The 13137-nt window shown below is 65.8% G+C and carries 16 protein-coding genes; 2 read left to right on the top strand and 14 right to left on the bottom strand.

Annotated elements, in window-relative coordinates; translation table 11 throughout:
• Window positions 1-6: 6 nt before the first annotated feature.
• The 4 genes from BJ122_RS02525 to BJ122_RS02510 are packed head-to-tail and all read right to left on the bottom strand — an operon-like array spanning window position 7 to window position 1829.
• Window positions 7-414, bottom strand: coding sequence for a phage major tail protein, TP901-1 family (locus tag BJ122_RS02525; RefSeq protein WP_110779588.1), 408 nt, complete (start codon window positions 412-414; stop codon window positions 7-9).
• A gap of 12 nt (window positions 415-426) precedes the next feature.
• The gene (locus BJ122_RS02520; protein WP_110779587.1) at window positions 427-834 is read right to left on the bottom strand and encodes a DUF3168 domain-containing protein; all 408 of its coding nucleotides are present in this window, start codon (window positions 832-834) and stop codon (window positions 427-429) included.
• A gap of 24 nt (window positions 835-858) precedes the next feature.
• A complete protein-coding gene (locus tag BJ122_RS02515; protein ID WP_347337798.1) occupies window positions 859-1194 on the bottom strand; it encodes a head-tail adaptor protein in 336 nt (111 codons plus the stop codon).
• A complete protein-coding gene (locus tag BJ122_RS02510) occupies window positions 1191-1829 on the bottom strand; it encodes a head-tail connector protein (RefSeq protein WP_347337797.1) in 639 nt (212 codons plus the stop codon). Before BJ122_RS02510 ends, BJ122_RS02515 begins: the two co-directional genes overlap by 4 nt.
• On the opposite strand from BJ122_RS02510, the gene BJ122_RS02505 reads away from it, so the two are divergent.
• Window positions 1828-2586 carry a S1 family peptidase gene (locus tag BJ122_RS02505; protein WP_110779586.1) on the top strand — a complete coding sequence of 253 codons (759 nt, stop codon included), beginning with the start codon at window positions 1828-1830 and terminating at the stop codon, window positions 2584-2586. The two genes, BJ122_RS02510 and BJ122_RS02505, sit on opposite strands and share 2 nt — an antisense overlap.
• Before the next feature lie 72 nt (window positions 2587-2658).
• Complete coding sequence (locus tag BJ122_RS02500) at window positions 2659-2940, top strand: hypothetical protein (protein WP_110779585.1); 282 nt, start codon at window positions 2659-2661, stop codon at window positions 2938-2940.
• 71 nt (window positions 2941-3011) lie between these two features.
• Here the strand turns inward: BJ122_RS02500 and BJ122_RS02495 are convergent, their stop codons facing one another.
• From BJ122_RS02495 to BJ122_RS02455, 10 genes are all read right to left on the bottom strand, one after another.
• Complete coding sequence (locus tag BJ122_RS02495) at window positions 3012-4268, bottom strand: phage major capsid protein (RefSeq protein WP_037269025.1); 1257 nt, start codon at window positions 4266-4268, stop codon at window positions 3012-3014.
• 89 nt (window positions 4269-4357) lie between these two features.
• Window positions 4358-5014: an HK97 family phage prohead protease gene (locus BJ122_RS02490; RefSeq protein WP_110779584.1), complete on the bottom strand. Its 657-nt coding sequence runs from the start codon at window positions 5012-5014 to the stop codon at window positions 4358-4360.
• Between the two features lie 224 nt (window positions 5015-5238).
• Complete coding sequence (locus tag BJ122_RS02485) at window positions 5239-5421, bottom strand: hypothetical protein (RefSeq protein ID WP_110779583.1); 183 nt, start codon at window positions 5419-5421, stop codon at window positions 5239-5241.
• An 11-nt stretch (window positions 5422-5432) separates the two neighbouring features.
• Window positions 5433-5657, bottom strand: a complete 225-nt coding sequence (locus BJ122_RS02480) for a hypothetical protein (protein WP_110779582.1) — start codon at window positions 5655-5657, stop codon at window positions 5433-5435.
• A 53-nt stretch (window positions 5658-5710) separates the two neighbouring features.
• Window positions 5711-6886 (bottom strand): phage portal protein, encoded by a 1176-nt coding sequence (locus BJ122_RS02475; RefSeq protein ID WP_110779581.1) that lies wholly within the window; start codon window positions 6884-6886, stop codon window positions 5711-5713.
• Between the two features lie 55 nt (window positions 6887-6941).
• Entirely contained in the window at window positions 6942-8213 is a 1272-nt protein-coding gene (locus tag BJ122_RS02470) for a DNA-packaging protein (RefSeq protein WP_110779580.1), read from the bottom strand.
• Window positions 8206-8661, bottom strand: coding sequence for a hypothetical protein (locus BJ122_RS02465; RefSeq protein ID WP_245407580.1), 456 nt, complete (start codon window positions 8659-8661; stop codon window positions 8206-8208). Before BJ122_RS02465 ends, BJ122_RS02470 begins: the two co-directional genes overlap by 8 nt.
• 96 nt (window positions 8662-8757) lie before the next feature.
• A complete protein-coding gene (locus BJ122_RS19130) occupies window positions 8758-8910 on the bottom strand; it encodes a hypothetical protein (protein WP_181418853.1) in 153 nt (50 codons plus the stop codon).
• A 249-nt stretch (window positions 8911-9159) separates the two neighbouring features.
• Entirely contained in the window at window positions 9160-10920 is a 1761-nt protein-coding gene (locus tag BJ122_RS02460) for a methyl-accepting chemotaxis protein (protein WP_110779578.1), read from the bottom strand.
• Window positions 10921-11226: 306 nt separating this feature from the next.
• A complete protein-coding gene (locus tag BJ122_RS02455; protein WP_110779577.1) occupies window positions 11227-12930 on the bottom strand; it encodes a methyl-accepting chemotaxis protein in 1704 nt (567 codons plus the stop codon).
• Window positions 12931-13137 lie beyond the last annotated feature (207 nt).

Genomic DNA, 13137 nt, shown 5'->3' with positions numbered 1-13137 from the left:
CCTCCGTCAAGCAGCGGTGAAGGTGAGCGCGCCGGCGCTTTCCAGCGACAGCTCAAACGTCACCTCGCCATTATGCTCGCCGGCAAATTCCAGGCTCGCGATCTGGAACGGACCTTCGATGGTGCCGAAATCCGGCACGACCAGCTGACTGTTCAGCACCGCGCCGTCAAAGAATGCCTGGCGCAGCAGCGCGTCGGAGCTGGCATCCTTGAACAGCCCGCGGCCCGACAGCGCCGCGCGGCGCACCCCGGCGCCGGCCAGCAATTCGCGCCAGCGATCGACGGATTCGGCGTGGGTGATATCAACCAGCTCGGCATTGAAGGCGATGCGCCGACTGCGCAGCCCGGCGACGGTGACATAGCCGGCGCCGCTATTGATCTTCAGCAACAGGTCCTTGCCCTTTTGCGCGCTCATGACAATCTCCCATTAGTCCGCAGGTTCAGTGACGGCGCGAAAGCGCACCACGGCGTGATAGGCGCGGCTGCTGTCGCGACGGATGTCGGCAATCGCAAAGCGCAGATTGACCAGGCGATGGCCGGACAGCGTCAGCGGCGCATCGTCGAGCGCCGACAGCAGCGCCGCGGCGATGCTGTGCGCTTCCTTGTGACCGCCATGGCGCGACCAGGCGTGCAGCGTGAGCTGATGCTCCTCGATCCGGCCGCCATCGACCGACAGATCAGTAAGCCGCGCCTCGCCGAGCGTGACATAGGGAAAGGTCAGCTCGCGCGGCGGCTCGTCATAAACCCGCGGCCCGCCCAGCACCGCGAGCAGCGCACTGTCTCGCAGCAGCGCGCGATGAATGGCGGCGCGCAGCGCCGAACTCGAACTGAGCATCGCCTCACCTCAATTGAACGGAATTCATGCCTGGCGCTGCAGCGCATCAACCTCGAGCCAGCGGCCATTTGCCAGTTCGCGCCAGCCGAGGATGCGATAGCTTCGCGTGCCATCGCTGAATTGATGCTGCCGCGTCAGTGCCACGCCGCCGCGCAGCACGATTTTGCAGTGCAGCTCGGCGCCGTCGGCATCGGCCTCATCGCCATCGCGCAGCGCGAGCGGCGTCACTGCCGCCCAGAGCGTCGCCTGCGGCACCAGCGCGCGCACCACGCCGCCCTCGCCGTCATCGCTCTCCACCGGCTGCAGCAGCGTTAGCCGGGTGCGCAATCGACCAGGATTACTAATCGTTGCGGTGCTCATAGCGACAGTCCGCGCGCTGAGCCGAGCAGCGTCGCGAGACCCGCCGGCAACGGCGCAGCGCTGCCCTCGGCGATCACGCCGCGCTGGTCATACCAATGCGCAGCTAAGCTGCGCACCGCCTGGCGCAGCGGCTCCGGCACGCTGGCTGGGTCGCTGCCAAAGCCAAGCTCGCAATCGATTTCGATGCCGGCGCAGGCGCGGCCGGGCTGCGGCAACACCGGCGGGGTGACGATCCGATCCGCTGCGCGATCGACCACAAAGCCCGTGACATCGAGCTCCTGCGCCGCGCCGGCATGGTCGAACACCCGCGCCGCAAGCACCGCGCGCAGCGGTCCGAGCCGGCACAGGATGCGGCGCTGATCCGGCCATTGATCGAGCGTCAGCCGCCATTGCTGGCTGAGCAGCACGCGCCGGGTGGTGGTCTCGACCTGGGCGCGCGCCGCCGCGATCAAACTCGCGATCAGCGCATCCTCGGCGTCATGCGTCACCCGCAAATAGCTCTTCAGCTCATCGACCGTGCACGGCTCCGCCGTCGGTCCAAGCAGCCGCGTGGTCGCCATGGCCTGCTCCTGTTGGTCACGTTGCTGTTCAAAGCTGGTTGACAGCGGCGAGCGGTGCGGCTTGATCACCGCCATGATCCGCCGCCTCGCTGTCATGTTCGCAATATTGTCCGCCGCGCCCGCGCACGCGCTGGTCGGCGGCGCCGCGCCGCAGCCGGATGGCATCGGCCGCGCGGTCGTTACCGTGGTCGGCTCGCGCGGCAATTTCTGCTCAGGCGCGCTGATTGCGCCCGATCTGGTGCTGACCGCGGCGCATTGCGTGCCGCTAGGTGCCGACTACAAGATCGTCGATTATGACGCCAAGCCGCAGCCGCAACTGCGCGACCTGCGCCGGGTGGCGCTGCATCCGCAATACGATGCGCGCGGCATCGCCGCCCATCGCGCCTCCGCCGATATCGCGCTGCTGCAACTGGCTGCACCGCTGCGCGGCCGGCCGGTGGTCAGCACCGCAGCGCCGCTTGAGCCGATCGCGCCCGGCCAAGAATTTCTAGTGCTCGGCGCCGGCGTCACCGTACGCGGCGATGGCAGCAGCGGCGGCAAGGTGCGCGCCGCCGCGCTGATCTCGACCTCGCAGCCCGGCCGGCTGCAGATCCGTCTGGTTGATCCGGCGACCAATAATCATCGCCCCGGACTCGGCGCCTGCACCGGCGATTCCGGCGCGCCGGTGCTGCAACAACAAGGCGCTGACCTCCGCGTGGTCGGCGTGGTGTCGTGGTCAACCGGCCCCGGCAACAGCGCTGGCTGCGGTGGCCTGACCGGCGTCACGCCGCTGACGCTGTATCGCGACTGGATCGTGCGCACCGCGCGCAGCTTTGGCGCGGCGCTGCCGTAAGCGCGCGCCGCCATGGTTAATCTTTGTTAACCATGTTGCGGCAGGGTGCGGCGAACATCCGGAGTTTTTGCAATGTCGCGCCTGCTGATCGCATTGTCACTTGTGCTGCTGGCGCTGCCGGCGCGCGCCGCGGACCTGCCGGTGCGCAGCAAGATCGGCAAGATCTTTGCCGAGCCCGAGACCGTGGTGGTGGTTCAGGAACGATCCTACACGCCGGGACAATTTCCGGTGCTGTCGCTGCCCGGCTATTACGGCCGGCCGAACTCCTTCATGTACAGCAACTACTACGGCTCCTCGCTGATCGATATCTACGGCCGGCTGCCCTATGCTTGCGGCATCTACGGCTATTGCTGATCGAGAGCACGCAGCCAGGTGGGCTGCGGCGCTGTGCGCGCAACCCACCCGACGCATCGCCCGCCCCTCTCTCAGCTCGCCGCGAATTTCAGCAGCTTGATGGCGTCGAAATCCTGCACGCCGCCGCCAACCCGCTTGGTGGTGTAGAACAGCACGTAGGGCTTGGCGGAATAAGGATCGCGCAGCACACGCACGCCCTGGCGGTCGACGATCAGATAGCCGCGGCGGAAATCGCCGAACGCGATCGACAATGAATTCGCGGCGATGTCCGGCATGTCCTCGGCCTCGACCAGCGGAAAGGTCATCAGCGTGGCACGGCCACCGGCCTGCGCCGGCGGCTGCCACAGATAGGCGCCGGTCGAATCCTTGAACTTGCGGATCGCCGCCTGGGTTTTGCGGTTCATCACAAAGCTGGCGTTCTGGCGATAGCCGGCTTTCAGCGCATAGATCAGATCGACCAACACGTCCGAAGCATTGCTGGCCGCAAACGCGCCGGCATTGCCGGACGCGACATAGCCGAGATTGCCCCAGCTCCACGATCCGTTGGCCACCGCCGGATAGCTGACAAAGCCCTTCGGCTTGTTGACGCCGTCGCCATTAACGAACGCGGCGCCCTCCTGCACCGCGAACACCAGCTCGACTTCGGAGGCGATCCAGTCGTCGATATTGACCGCGGCATCATCGAGCAGCGTCGCGGTCGCCGCCGGCATGGCATAAAGCTCCATCGCCGGAAACGACAGCGCATCCAGCGTCGGTGATGCGGTTTGCGGCCGGCCATCGGTCTCGCCGACCCAGCCGGTCGCCGGGCCCGCGGTCATGAACGGCTTTTTGTAAACGCTGCTGGAAATCTCGCGCACTGCGGCGATCGAGCGGATCGGCGAAATCGCCGCCAGCCGTTCACCGATGGTGTGTTCAAGCTCGGGCGGCACCAAATAGCCGCCATCGGGATTGGAGCCGACCGACAGCGCCTTGGTTTCCAAGTTACGCAGATTGCCGGCATCGCCGCTGCGCACATAGGCCTCGAACGCGCTCTTGTGCTCGAGCCGCGCGCTGTCGCCACCCGTGCGGCCGCGCAGCTCCAGCGCCGGGCGGGCCTGACGCAGCACGATGGCATCGAGCCGACGCTGCTGGGCATCGAGCGCGTCATTGATGCGGTCGACCTTTTCTTCCAGCAGCACGTCGCCCTTGCCAGCCTCGATCGCCTTCAGCCGCGTGTCGTTCTCGGTTTTGTAGTCCTCGAACGCGCGCATCAAGGCGTCGAATACCTGCTGCGCATCGTCGCCGGCGATGCCGGCCTTGGTCTCGGGAGCGTGGTCGAAGGTGGGCATCAGCAGACTCCGTTGCATCGCTTGTTGAAAGTGATCAGTGAAGGCCTTGCGGCTTTCCTCACGCTGCTCAGCGGGAAAGGAAAAACGGCTCAACTCTGGCGGCTCACGCCCGCCAGCGCCTGTTTGCGTGCTGCGCGGCCGGCGATTGGGGTGATCGGGCTAGTTCGACGCGCGGGTGGCGCCGGGGCATCCGCGGCATCCCGCGAACCGGTCGATGCGGCCGAGCTGACGCGGCGCCATGCCGCTTCCGCCGCGGCGCGCTGCGGCGAGCGCGCCGTGGTCTTGACCGCATTGACGCGGGCGCCCTGCAGCAGCGGAAAGGTGACGATCGAGATTTCCCAGAGATCGACCTGAAGCAGTTTGCGCACCCGGGTTTTCGGATCGATCCGGCCGCGCACCGTGCGATAGCCGATCGACAAGCCGTCAATCGCGCCGCCGCGCAGCAACGCCAGCACTTCGCGGGCGCGCTGCACATCGGGGATCAACCGGCCGCGCGCGAACAGACCGCGCCAGTCTTCGTGCAGCTCCAGCCACACCCCGACCGGCTCGGCGGGATCGTGCTGAAACAGCATCGGGATTTTGCGCAGGCCGCGCTGCTGCAATGTCGCGGCGAACGCGCCCGGCATCACCATGTCGCGCGCCTGATCGATGGCGCCGAACAGGCTGGCATAGCCCTCGATCGTGCCATCAGGGCTGAGCGACAGCCGCATGGACTTCGACGCAGGCGGAAGCAACGGGGCGTGCATCAGCGGCCTCGCAATCAAATTGAGATGTGATGAGATCAGCGGCGGGCGGCCAGCGCGCAGCAGGTGGCGATGGCGTCAAAGAAACGGCGATTGATACCAACCACTCCGCGCGTCATGGCCGGGCTCGTCCCGGCCATCTACGTCTTGGATGCTGCACCGCTGCTTAAGACGTGGATACCCGCGACAAGCGCGGGTATGACGGTCATTGATACAATCTGTTGGTATTACTTCGGCCGCTTGGCCGCGCGCTTGCGCAGATGCGGTCGCGGAGAGCCATGGCGCACTGGCGATGCGGCGCGCTGCATCTGGTCGAGATGCGCCAGAAATTCGCGAAACACCGTGATCGGTTTTGGCGTCGCCTTGGCTTCGCTGCGAAGATGGCTGAGCATGCTGTGCAACGTGTCCATGTCGGGCTCCGTTAGCTGTCGCGATCCGGATCAAGGCGCGGCGCGCGGCCGAGCCTGCGATCGCAGCGGCGGTTGAAGGATTGCAGTTCGCGCACAAAATCATCGAAGCGGCGCCAGGCCGCAGTCAGCTCGCGCAGCGTGAACCACAGCGCGCCGCTGGCCGCGAGCGCCCAGCACAGCAGCGCCAGATGGGCGAGATCGCCGCGCGCCGAAAATGTGTCGATCAGGTCGGACATGCGGCGCCTCGCGAGCCTAACGCTACAGATGGCGCGCCGCAGTCCGGCGCGGCTCAGCCGAGCCGGTCGCCATCGGGCAGCGGGCCGTAGCCCACTGCCTCGCGCTTTTCGTTGACGGTCAGGAACTGCGCATCAGCCACGCGCTGCCACAGCGCGGCGCGATCGCCGCTCAGCGCTTCGATGCGGTCGGTGTCGATCTCAAGCCGCAGTCCGTCGCCATGCAGCGGCGCCAGCCATTGCGCGAGCGCGTTGCCGACCCGGCCAGCGAGCGGCAGCACGGTCTGGCGCCAGAAGCTGCGGTTGGCTTCCTGATAATTGGCAAAGGTGTTGTCGCCGGGAATGCCGAGCAGCATCGGCGGCACACCAAAAGCCAGTGCGATTTCGCGCGCCGCGGCGTGCTTGGCTTCGAGAAAATCCATGTCTTTTGGCGTCCAGGCCATCGCCTTCCAGTCGAGCCCGCCTTCCAGCAGCAGCGGCCGGCCGGCATTGGCCGCGCCTTGATAAGTGTCGGTGAGTTCACGCTTCAGCCGCTCGAATTGTGGCTCCGACAACACCGAGCCTTCCGGGCCGACATAGACCAGCGCGCCGGACGGCCGCGCGGCATTGTCGAGCAGCGCCTTGTTCCAGCGCGCGGCGGCGTTGTGGGTATCAACCGCCGTCGCCGCGGCTTCCAGCGGCGCCAGCCCATAATGATCATCGAGCGGATGAAATAGCGTCAGATGCAGGATCGGCGGCAAGGGCGAAGCGTGCTGATCAAAGCGCACGCTGCGGCCGCCGACGCTATACTCATAAGCCTCGGCCCAGCCATCGGCGCCGGGGATCAGCTTGATGCGGTCCGGGCGCAGCGCATAAAGCTCGCGCACCACGCCATCGAGCGTCACCGCTTCGACATAGCCATTGCCAGCCAGCAGCAGATGCGCCACCAGCGTTTCCAGAAAAGTGGCGCCGTCCTGGCGGGCATTGGGATGAGTCAGCAATTGCAAGAGTGGATGGCCGTCCCGCTCGCGCGCGCCGTCATAGACCAGATAGCGGCACGCCGCGGCGTTTTCCGCGATCAAGCGAACGCAGCGATGCACAATGGCATTGCCGAGATAACCCTCGCGCGCCAGCGCGCTGTAATCACGCGGCGTCCAGCGCGCGATGCCGCCGCGCTCCACCGCCAGCAAATGCGCGGTGCGCGAGGCTTTGAGTTCGGGCGCAGCAAGCAGCGATTTCAGGCGATCAAACATCGGCCTTCCCCAAGCAAGCAATCGTGTGTCAGCAAAGCAGCGCAACCCGTGGCGGTTACAGCGAGCGCACCCGCGGCCCGCCGCTGCGGCCGAGCGCCAGTGTGCTCACCGCCCACACCAGCGCATCGAGCCGGTCCGGCGAACGACCGCTCGACAGACCATTGATGCCGAAGTCGCACATCTCATCTTCCAGCGCCGGAAAACAGCCGGCGTGGTGCACCCGGCCCTGCTCGTACAGCGCCGCCACCGGCTCGGCGCGCAGCCATTTGCCGCGTGACGCATGAACGGTTTTCACCGGCACCGCGGCGTCGATCTGTTGGATCACAGTGCGCACCATCTCGCCGCCCTGATTGACTTCGGCGACCAGCGCGTCAGCGCCGAGCTTGCGCCACAGCGCAATGGCGCGCGTCGCCCACGCCGTCGGTGTCGCGCCGGCGATGCTATCGTCTGCCAGCACATGAACCACCCCATTGCCGGCCAGCCCGGCAGCGACAATGCCGCAAGCATCGGCGCGGGCATTCGATGACGCCGGCGGATCGACCGCGACCACGATGCGTTGCAGATCGCGCGGCGGCGCCGCCACCCGGCATTGCTCCAGCAACGCGCGCGACCACAGCGCATCGGGGCGATCCTCGATGATCTCGCCCTCAAGCTCCTGACGGCCAAGCCGCGTGCCGTGGTAACGCGCCATCACGCTCTGCAGAAATCCGGGCGCGAGATTGAAGGCGTTGGCGCGGGTCGGCGCCCGCGTCACCGCGCTCGACGGCGCCGCCATCAAGCGCTTCAACAGCGCGATCGGCCGCGGCGTGGTGGTGATCAATTGCCGCGGCTGCGCGCCGAGCCGCAAACCGAATTGCAGCATGTCGAATGCCGCTTCCGCATAGCGCCACTTCGCCAGTTCATCGGACCAGGCGCAGCCGAATTGCGGCCCGCGCAAGCTTTCTGGATCATCAGCAGAAAACGCCTGCGCCACCGCGCCGTTTGGCCATTGCAGCCGTTTGCGCGATGGCTGCCAGCTTGGCCGCTGCTGGCGCGGATGCACCGCGAGCAGCCCGGACACGCCTTCGATCATCACTTCGCGAACATCGTGCTCGGTCTCGCCGACCAGCGCGATCCGCGCCACCGCGCGATCGGCAAAGGGCGGCAGGCCGAGCGCCTGCGCCCGCACCCATTCGGCGCCGGCGCGGGTCTTGCCGGCCCCGCGACCACCGATCAGCAGCCAGCTCAGCCAGGGCTGGCCGTTGGCCGCCAGCAGCGGCGGCCGCTGATGATCATGGGCAAACACCTCCCATTGCGCGGCGAGAAAGCCGAGTTCGGCCTCACTCATCCCCTGCAGCAGAAAGCGGCGCTGCGCCGTCGACCAGCTGGTCCAATCGTCGCGAAAGCGCGCGGCGCAGCTCGTCAAGGTCGCGGGGGATGGCGTCGTCATCGGCCGTTCTCTGCACATCATCGTCGGCGCGCAGCCGCCGCAATTCGAGCAGCGTGCGCGTCAGGCTGGCGAGCGTGCGCGCGCGCCGTTCGGCGTCGCTGCGCGGCTCAGTCAATTCGTCGGCGCCGCCGACCATGGCTTCGATCTGCGCGATTTCGCGCTCGACCGCGCGCTCAACCCGCTCGATCAGCGAGCCGGCCGCTTCCTCCCTCTCGACAACCGGCGGCTTGGCTGCCTTGCGCGTGCTGGTGGCGCGCGCGGTCTTGGCGGTCTTAGCCGTCGCGGAGGTTTTGGCTGCAGAGGCTTTGGCAGCAGAAGTTTTGGCGGCCCGCTTGCGCGCAGCCACGGTTGTTCGCCCCGTCGGCGTCTTGGCCGACGAGGTGGCACGGGTTGTCTTCATGTCGCAGCAAAACCCCTGTCGCGGAACGCGGGCGGTGTCGGCTCAACTCCGGAACATCACCACCCACACCAGCGCCATCAGCAGCACGGCCAAGGCCAGCGATGCGGTGAGCAGCGCCAGCACAGACGGGCCGCGCTCGCCCTGGCGGGCTTCGGCCTGCGTTTCGATGATCTGCTGGTTGCGCTTGATTGCCATCGCGGCCTCCATTGCTGGCATGCGCCGCACCTGGGCGTGGCGGCCAAACTAGCAACGCGGCTGCGAAAATGATGTTCCGGCTTGCGAGCGGCTGCTCCGGCGCCGGACCCAATTGTGGAGCATGCCCGGACATTACCCAGGCAGCGTCACGCTGTCAAGGTATATTTTCCTAGATCGTGCGGCGACCGCCCCCAAACGACAACGGCCCGCCGAGTGGGCGGGCCGTTGCCGAGTAATGGGCGTCGCGATTTAGGCGGCGCGCACGGTCTCCAGGAAACGCATCACCTCGTCCTTGAGCCGGTTGCTGTCCTGCGACAGCGACTGCGCCGCCGACAGCACCTGCGAGGAGGCCGAGCCGGTCTCGGAGACGCCGTGCTGCACCTCGATGATGTTCGAGGACACCTGCTGGGTGCCGGACGCGGCCTGCTGCACATTGCGGGAGATTTCCTGCGTGGCAGCGCCCTGCTGTTCGACCGCCGAGGCGATGGTCGAGGAGATTTCCGACATCCGGCTGATGGTTTCGCCGATCTTGCGGATCGCCTGCACCGAGTCGTTGGTGGCGGCCTGGATGCCGACGATCTGCTGGCTGATCTCGCCAGTGGCCTTCGCGGTCTGCTCGGCCAAAGCTTTCACTTCGGAGGCGACCACCGCGAAGCCGCGGCCGGCATCGCCAGCGCGCGCCGCTTCGATGGTGGCGTTCAGTGCCAGCAGATTGGTCTGGCCGGCGATGGTGTTGATCAGTTCGACCACGTCGCCGATCCGGCTCGCCGCCTGCGACAATTCGCCGACGCTGGCATTGGTGTGCCGGGCCTGCTCCACCGCTTCGCTGGCGATCCGCGCCGACTCCTGCACCTGGCGGCTGATCTCGCCGATCGAGGACGACATTTCCTCGGTCGCCGACGCCACCGACTGCACATTGGTCGAGGCTTCCTCGGAGGCCGCGGCCACCGTGGCGGTCCGCTCCTGCGAGCGCTGCGAGGTCATGGTCAGGGTGTTGGCCGAGGCTTCGAGTTCGGTCGAAGCCGTCGAGACGGTGTGCACGATTTCGCCGACCGCAGCTTCGAACGAGCTGGCGAGACGATGCATCTCGGACTTGCGCATCTCGGCGGCCTTGGCCTCCTGCTCGCGCTGCGCCTCGGCTTCAGCGGCAGCCTTTTGCTGCGCCTTGACCTTGAAGCGCTCGACCGCGTCGGCCACTTCGCCGATTTCGTCCTTGCGGCCCAGCCCCGGCAGCACCACGTCGAAATTGCCGTCGGCCAGTTCCAGCATCGAGCGCGCCAGCGCCTGCACCGGCTTGGCAATGGAGACGATCGAGAACACGCAGGTGCCGATCAGCAGCAGCGCCGCGATGCCGCCGACGATCAGCCCCATCCTTTCCACTTCAACGAAGCGCGCTTCAGCAGCGGCAATCGACTGCTGGCTGGTGAGCTTGCCGCTTTCGACGATCGCCGAGGTCAGCGCATCGAGACTGGTGATCACTGGCAGCGTCACTTCATGCCGGAACTTGTCGCCTTGCGCGGCGATCTTGGCGATCTGAGCATCAATGTCCGCGGTGTTGCCAGCGGTCGTCTTCTTCGCTTCCAGAGCCAGCATCTGTTCGCGCATCTTGGCGATCTCAAGCCGGCCATTAGTCAAGGTGGTGACATCGGCGCGGATCTTGTCCATGCGCTCGACGTTCTCCTTCAGCTTGGCGACCCTGGCCAGCTCCTCAAGATAGCCCATCGCACCGGCCAGGTTGGCCTTGTAGCTGTCGGCTGCGGCCTCGAGTTGCTGCGTCGAGTTCGCCACCAGCGTATCGCGGAAGCTGACCTGCATCGATCCGATCTTCGCCGCCAGGTCTGCGGCAATGCGCGCCGCGGCCTGTTGACGCAGCGCGGTCTTAAAGCCGTCCGCGACCGCGGACCCGCCACTGTGTTGATTATAAATCATCAGGCCGATCAGCAGGATGCTGAGGCCCGCGGTGATGGCTAACTTGATGCCGATACGAAGGTTCTGGACGAATCGGAGCATGATTACTTCCTGTCACGTTCATTGCACGGTTCCGCCGCACGAAGCGGATGTCCCTGCCGTCACTATCCTCCGGTTGCGTTCCAACCCCGTAAAACCACTAGGCGCCCCGAATATCCAAATCGCGAACGTAACAGTATTGTGACACTACCCTCTAAAGTTGAGCACGCATCGGTTGTCATTCGGAAGGTGAGACAGCCGGATTTTGCGCGATGGCGGCACACTGACGCCTTCTCGAATCGCGAACGACCGAAAACACCAACGGCCCGCCATTGCCGGCAGGCCGCTGCGCTGGGATGACCGGCTGGGTTAAGCCGCCCTGACCGTGTCCAGGAAACGACTGACTTCGTCTTTCAAACGGCGGCTATCCTGAGACAGCGAGCGCGCGGCGGTGAGCACATGCGCCGAGGCGCTGCCGGTCTCCGTGGCGTTGCGCTGCACCTCGACAATATTGATCGAGACCTCGCGCGTGCCATGCGCCGCCTGTTGCACATTGCGCGAAATCTCCCGGGTCGCGGCGCCCTGCTGCTCGACCGCCGAGGCGATGGTCGAAGAGATGTCCGACATGCGCGTGATGGTCTCGCCAATGCCGCGGATCGCCGACACCGATTGCCGGGTCGCCGCTTGAATGCCGGCGATCTGCTGACTGATCTCGTCGGTGGCCTTGGCGGTCTGCTCCGCCAGCGCCTTGACCTCGTTGGCGACCACGGCAAAGCCGCGCCCCGCCTCGCCGGCACGCGCCGCTTCGATGGTGGCGTTCAGCGCCAACAGGTTGGTCTGGCCGGCGATGGTGTTGATCAACTCGACCACATCGCCGATCCGCGACGCCGCACCGGCGAGTTCACTGACGCTGGAATTGGTCTGCCGGGCCTGCTCGACCGCCTCATTGGCAATGCGCGCCGAGTCCTGCACCTGCCGGCTGATCTCCTGCACCGACGACGTCATCTCTTCCGTGGCGGACGCCACTGATTGCACATTGGAGGAGGCTTCTTCCGAGGCGCCGGCCACCACGGTGGCACGATCCTGCGAACGCGCCGCCGTCGAGGTCAGCGTGGTCGCCGAGCCTTCCAACTCGCTCGCGGCCGACGACAGCGCCTCGATGATGCGACCGATCGCGCTGTCGAAGTCATTGGCGAGCTTCATGGTGTCGGCACGGCGCTGCGCGGCGGAGCGCGCTTCCTGCTCATGCTGTTCCGCTTCCAGCCGTTGCCGGGCGGCAGCGTTGTTCTTGAACACTTCGACCGCGCTGGCGATCTCGCCGATCTCGTCGCTGCGGCCGATGCCCGGCACCTCGGTGTCGATCCTGCCCTCGGCGATCACCTTCATGGTGCTGGTGACCCGGTGCAGCGGCTTGGTGATCGAGCGCGCCACCAGCGTCGAGATCAGCAGGGTCAGCAGCGTCACCGCCGCCACCACCAGCAGCGAATGCTGGGTCGAGACCGCAAGCTGGGCATCGAGATCGTCAATATAGACGCCGGTGCCGATCACCCAGCCCCACGGCGCAAACCCGACCACATGGGACAGCTTGGGCGACGGCGCGCTCGCCCCCGGCTTGGTCCATTGATAATCGACAAAGCCCGAACCGCTGCGCTGCACGAGTGCGGTCATCTCCGCGATGAACGCCTTGCCGGTGGGATCCTTCAGCGCCGCCATGTTCTTGCCGTTGAGCTGCGGCGCCATCGGATTCATCAAGGTGACATTGTTCATGTCATTGACAAAGAAATAGTCGTTGTTGCCGTAGCGCAGCGCCGCGATCCGTGCCAGCGCGCGCTTCTGCGCATCGGCCGCGGACAAATCGCCCTTCTGACTGCCGGTAAATTCATCCTTGGCGATCGCGACCGCGATCTCGCCGAGATGCTGCAGCTCCATCTGCTTCTGATGCTTGAGCGCGCTGCCGAGCTCGCGGGAGTCCAGGACCACGTTGGCCAGCAAACCGGTAAAGCCGACCGCGATCAGTAGATAAATCCGTCGTGCAATTGTCAGTTTCGGCAAACGCACCGTCCTGGCCGACATTCCGTTCTCCCTGACTACGATCGATAATCTGTAAAAGTACTAATCGATTGAATATAAGAACAAGTTAGCGACATCTTTGTCCGCCACACAAAATCTGCCTGCCAGTATTTTCTGCAATACTCGTATTTGTACGAATGATCTACGCAGAAACCACCGATGATGGATTTGGTGATTTCATCGACTAACTTGTCAGGTGACGAGCGGCAG

Origin of the sequence: Rhodopseudomonas faecalis, assembly GCF_003217325.1 — a bacterium.
Classification (GTDB): Bacteria; Pseudomonadota; Alphaproteobacteria; order Rhizobiales; family Xanthobacteraceae; genus Rhodopseudomonas; species Rhodopseudomonas faecalis.
Note: the sequence above shows the minus strand (reverse complement) of the source record. Positions and strands in the feature narration are given on the sequence as shown.